We start from the raw sequence: 4,900 nt of genomic DNA on the forward strand, positions 1-4,900 counted from the left end.
CACGATCGACACGCCGTCCGGCCCGCTCGCGGTCCGGTTGCGCGTGCTCGGCGAGCACAACGCGCGCAACGCGCTCGCGGCGACGGCCGCGGCGCTGGCTGCGGGCGTGGCGTTGCCGGCGATCAAGGCGGGGCTCGAAGCGTTCGAGCCGGTCAAGGGGCGTTTGCAGGTCCGGCAGGCCAGCGTCGGCAGCCTCGCGGGCGCGATGGTCGTCGACGACACGTACAACGCGAACCCCGATTCGATGCGTGCGGCGATCGACGTGCTCGCCGCGCAACCGTCGCCGCGTGTGCTGGTGATCGGCGACATGGGCGAAGTCGGCGAAGAAGGCCCGGCGTTCCATCGCGAGATCGGCGCATACGCGCGCGAGCGCGGCATCGATGCACTGTTTGCGCTCGGCGACGCGTCGCGCGATGCATGCACGGCCTACGGCGAGGCGGCACGCCATTTCGGCGACGTCGATGCGCTCGTCGCCGCGCTGCTCGCAGCGGGGCATGGCGCGCAGGCGACCGTGCTCGTGAAGGGATCGCGGTACATGAAGATGGAGCGCGTGGTCGACGCGCTGACGAACAACCAACCCGCAGCGGGCACGGCGCCCGCCGCTCACTGAGTAGAAGGAAGGAAGCATGCTGCTGGCGCTGGCGCAATGGCTGCAAAGCGACGCAAGCTTTTTGCGCTTGTTCACGTACCTGACGTTCCGTGCGGTGATGGCCACCATCACTGCGCTCGTGATCGGGCTCGTGTGCGGACCCTGGGTGATCCGCAAGCTGACGGAAATGAAGGTCGGGCAGGCCGTGCGCAAGGACGGCCCGCAGACTCACCTCGTCAAATCCGGCACGCCGACGATGGGCGGCGTGCTGATCCTGATCGGCATCGCGGTCGCGACGCTGCTCTGGGGCGACCTGACGAACCGCTTTATCTGGATCGTGATGCTCGTCACGTTCGGCTTCGGCGTGATCGGCTGGGTCGATGATTACCGGAAGGTCGTCTACAAGGATCCGCGCGGGATGTCGTCGCGCGAGAAGTATTTCTGGCAGTCGGTGATCGGCCTGTTCGCTGCCGTCTATCTGGCGTTCAGCGTGTCCGAGGCGAGCAACGTGCGCGTGTTCGACCTGTTCATGGCGTGGGTGCGAAGCGGCCTGTCGATGGGCTTGCCCGCGCGCGCCGACCTGATGCTGCCGTTCCTGAAGTCGATCAGCTATCCGCTCGGCGTATGGGGCTTCATCGCGCTGACCTATTTCGTGATCGTCGGCGCGAGCAACGCGGTGAACCTGACCGACGGCCTCGACGGCCTCGTCATCATGCCGGTCGTGCTGGTCGGCGCATCGCTCGGCGTGTTTGCATACGTGATGGGCAGCGCGGTGTATTCGAAATACCTGCTGTTCCCGCACATCGCGGGCGCGGGCGAACTGCTGATCTTCTGTTCCGCGATGAGCGGAGCCGGGCTCGCGTTCCTCTGGTACAACACGCACCCCGCGCAGGTGTTCATGGGCGACGTCGGCGCGCTGGCGCTCGGCGGCGCGCTCGGCACGGTCGCGGTGATCGTGCGGCAGGAAATCGTGCTGTTCATCATGGGCGGCATCTTCGTCGCGGAGACGCTGTCGGTGATGCTGCAGGTCACGTGGTTCAAGTACACGAAGCGCCGTTACGGCGAAGGGCGACGCATCTTCAAGATGGCGCCGCTGCACCACCATTTCGAATTGTCCGGCTGGAAGGAAACGCAGGTGGTGGTGCGGTTCTGGATCATCACGCTGATGCTGTGCCTGTTCGGTTTGTCCACCCTCAAGCTGCGGTAAAGGAAAGGTAACAAGGATGTCTGGCGAGATGTTTGGAGATCGGCAGCGGCCGATGGTGCTGGTGCTGGGGCTCGGTGAGTCGGGCCTCGCGATCGCGCAGTGGTGCGCGAGGCACGGGTGCCGCCTGCGCATTGCCGATACCCGTGAGGCGCCGCCGAACCTTGCCGCGCTCAAGGAAGCCGGGATCGACGCGGAATTCGTCGGCGGTCCGTTTACGCCTGCGCTGCTCGACGGCGGTGTCGAGCTCGTCGGGCTGAGCCCGGGCCTGTCGCCGCTCGCCCCCGAACTGGCGGCGCTGATCGCCGCCGCGGACGAACGCGGCATCGCGGTGTGGGGCGAACTGGAGTTCTTCGCGCAGGCGTTGCGCGCGCTCGGCTCGAACGGGTATCAGCCGAAGGTGCTTGCAATTACCGGCACCAACGGCAAGACCACGACGACGAGTCTGACCGGCTTGCTCTGCCAGCGTGCGGGCAAGACGGTGGCGGTCGCGGGCAATATCAGTCCGGCGATGCTCGACCGGCTCGCCGACGCCATCGATCGGGCCGCGCTGCCCGACATCTGGGTGCTCGAACTGTCGAGCTTCCAGCTCGAAACCGCGCGGACTTTCGCACCGGACGCGGCCGCCATCCTCAACATCACGCAGGACCACCTCGACTGGCACGGCAGCTTCGAAGCCTATGCGGCGGCCAAGGGCCGGATCTTCGGCGCGACGACGACGCGCGTGCTGAACCGGGACGATGCGGCGGTGATGAAGTTTGCGCCGGCGGCGGCCGCTGCCGACGCGCCGCGCGCGGTCACGTTCGGCCTGAACGAGCCGACGCGCGAAGGCGATTTCGGCCTGTCGCGCGACAACGGCATGGCGTGGCTCGTCGAGGCGATCGATCGCGATGCGACCGACGAGCCGGTGTCGGCGCGTCGCCGCAAGCGCGAGGCCGCGAATCCGCGGGACATCGTTTCGAAGCGCCTGATGCCGGTGGATGCGCTGCGCATCCGCGGCCTGCACAACGCGGCGAACGCGCTGGCCGCGTTTGCGCTCGCGCGTGCGGTCGACCTGCCGGCCGCGCCGCTGTTGCACGGCCTGCGCGAATACCGTGGCGAAGCCCATCGTGTCGAACTGATCGCGGCGCTCGACGGCGTCGATTATGTCGACGACAGCAAGGGCACGAACGTCGGTGCGACGGTCGCCGCGCTGGACGGCCTCGCGCAGCGGATCGTGCTGATCGCGGGCGGCGACGGCAAGGGCCAGGATTTTTCGCCGCTCGTCGCGCCGGTCGCACGCTGGTGCCGTGCGGTGATGCTGATCGGCCGTGATGCGCCTGCGATTCGCGATGCGCTCGCCGAAACGGGCGTGCCGCTGCACGATCACGCGACGCTCGAAGCAGCGGTCGGCGCGGCGAGTGCGCTCGCACAGCCGGGCGACGCCGTGCTGTTGTCGCCGGCATGTGCGAGCCTCGACATGTTCAGGAACTACGCCCATCGTGCGGAGGTTTTCCACCGCGCGGTGGAGGACATCGCCCATGAGAAAGGAACGACGCTATGAACTGGTCGGATCGCCTCGTCTCCCGTTTCAACGGTCAGCGTGAAGCTGGCGGCAATGCGGCCGGCGGCCGGGTCACGTCGGCCACGCGCGCCGCGACCGGTGGGCTCGCGAGCGTCGTCAACGGTGTCCGGCCGAGCCGCTCGCGGATGCTCGACTTCGACTACTCGCTCCTGTGGGTCGCGATCGCGCTGCTCGGCCTGGGCGTCGTGATGGTCTATTCGGCGTCGATCGCGATGCCGGATTCGCCGAAATACGCGTCGTATCACGATTATGCGTTCCTGCTGCGCCACTGCATCTCGCTCGCCGTCGCGTGTGTCGCGGCCGTGATCGCGTTCCGTATCCCTGTGTCGACGTGGGACAAGCACGCGCCGCAGCTTTTCCTGATCGCGCTCGTCGGGCTCGTGATCGTGCTGATCCCGCACGTCGGCAAGGGCGTGAACGGCGCGCGCCGCTGGATTCCGCTCGGCATCACGAACATGCAGCCGTCGGAAATCATGAAGCTCGCGGTGACGATCTATGCCGCGAACTACACCGTGCGCAAGCAGGAATACATGCATAGCCTGGCGAAGGGGTTTCTGCCGATGGCCTGTGCTGTCGGCCTCGTCGGCATGCTGCTGCTGCTCGAGCCGGACATGGGCGCATTCATGGTGATCGCGGCGATCGCGATGGGCGTGCTGTTCCTCGGCGGCGTGAACGGCAAGCTGTTCGGCGGCCTCGTCGCAACGGCGGTCGGCACGTTCACGATGCTGGTCTGGCTGTCGCCGTGGCGGCGCGAGCGGATCTTCGCCTACCTCGATCCGTGGGACGAGCGCTACGCGCAAGGCAAGGCGTACCAGCTCACGCACTCGCTGATCGCCTTTGGCCGCGGCGAATGGTTCGGCGTCGGCCTCGGCGGCAGCGTCGAGAAACTGAACTACCTGCCCGAAGCGCACACCGACTTCATCCTCGCCGTGATCGGCGAGGAGCTTGGCTTTGTCGGGGTGATGGTGGTGATCCTGCTGTTCTACTGGATCGTTCGCCGCGCCTTCGAGATCGGCCGTCAGGCGCTCGCACTCGACCGCACGTTCGCCGGGCTGACGGCGAAAGGCGTCGGCATCTGGTTTGGCGCGCAGACATTCATCAACATGGGCGTGAATCTCGGCCTGTTGCCGACCAAGGGCCTGACGTTGCCGCTCGTGAGCTACGGCGGCTCGGGCATCCTGATGAACTGCGTCGCGCTTGCGGTGCTGCTGCGCGTCGATTATGAAAATCGTGTGCTGATGCGGGGAGGGAAGGTATGACCTCCCTGCGTCAGTACACGATTTCGGCGAAGGCTGACTTCGTGCGCGAAGCGTGCGAAGTCAAGCGCAGCGGCCGCAGCCAAAACGTGCGTGCATGCTTGCTGATGCGGGGAGGGAAGGTATGACCGCTGCACGGCGCACGTTGATGGTGATGGCAGGCGGCACCGGCGGGCATGTGTTCCCGGGGCTTGCCGTCGCACACCGGATGGAAGCGCAGGGATGGCGCGTCGTCTGGCTCGGCAACCCGGCAGGGATGGAAGCGACGCTCGTGCCAAAGCATGGCA

Annotated in this window: 5 protein-coding genes; all 5 read left to right on the forward strand. The window is 66.8% G+C overall.

The annotated features are described in order from the left end of the window. On the forward strand, positions 1–610 hold a 610-nt coding region (locus KH616_RS21350), incomplete at its 5' end, for a cyanophycin synthetase (protein WP_292250574.1). Between the two features lie 16 nt (positions 611–626). After that, complete coding sequence (gene mraY, locus KH616_RS21355) at positions 627–1,796, forward strand: phospho-N-acetylmuramoyl-pentapeptide-transferase (RefSeq protein ID WP_292250576.1); 1,170 nt, start codon at positions 627–629, stop codon at positions 1,794–1,796. Positions 1,797–1,824: 28 nt separating this feature from the next. Further along, positions 1,825–3,336: a UDP-N-acetylmuramoyl-L-alanine--D-glutamate ligase gene (gene murD, locus KH616_RS21360; protein WP_292250578.1), complete on the forward strand. Its 1,512-nt coding sequence runs from the start codon at positions 1,825–1,827 to the stop codon at positions 3,334–3,336. Beyond that, positions 3,333–4,616 (forward strand): putative lipid II flippase FtsW, encoded by a 1,284-nt coding sequence (ftsW, locus tag KH616_RS21365; protein ID WP_292250579.1) that lies wholly within the window; start codon positions 3,333–3,335, stop codon positions 4,614–4,616. The genes murD and ftsW overlap by 4 nt, the downstream gene beginning before the upstream one ends. 94 nt (positions 4,617–4,710) lie before the next feature. Next, on the forward strand, positions 4,711–4,900 hold a 190-nt coding region (locus KH616_RS21370), incomplete at its 3' end, for a glycosyltransferase (protein ID WP_292250580.1).

The sequence above is a fragment of the Burkholderia sp. genome, from assembly GCF_018375725.1.
In the GTDB taxonomy this organism is placed as follows: domain Bacteria; phylum Pseudomonadota; class Gammaproteobacteria; order Burkholderiales; family Burkholderiaceae; genus Burkholderia.